This window comes from Shewanella sp. AS1 (assembly GCF_021412565.1).
Classification (GTDB): domain Bacteria; phylum Pseudomonadota; class Gammaproteobacteria; order Enterobacterales; family Shewanellaceae; genus Shewanella.
On the sequence record NZ_JAKCLJ010000129.1, the window covers coordinates 1 to 281 of the forward strand.

Below are 281 nucleotides of genomic sequence, written 5' to 3' on the forward strand. Positions count from 1 at the left end.
AGACCACGACGGTGGTAGGCTCTGCGGGGTCGCAGGTGGTCAAGGTTACGACCGGCGGCCGGCTGCAGGCCGAGGGGATCACCTTTCGCCATGCCGGCAGCCTGGCCGGGGACGTGATCGTGGCCGGGGCGGGCGAGCTGGAGCTGACGGAATGCTGCCTCACGGGTGCTTTGACTAGTGCACGAGCCGAAAGCGATGGCAATGGCCTGGTGATCGCCGCGGCGGCAACAGCCAGGGTGATACGCTGCCGCGTTGAATACAACGCGGCGAGCGGCATCCGC

At 68.0% G+C, this 281-nt stretch carries 1 protein-coding gene; it reads left to right on the forward strand.

Annotated elements, in window-relative coordinates; all coding sequences use genetic code 11:
• Positions 1–35: 35 nt before the first annotated feature.
• Positions 36–281: hypothetical protein (locus LZP69_RS16365; protein ID WP_234201745.1), on the forward strand; the 246-nt coding region annotated here is incomplete at its 3' end.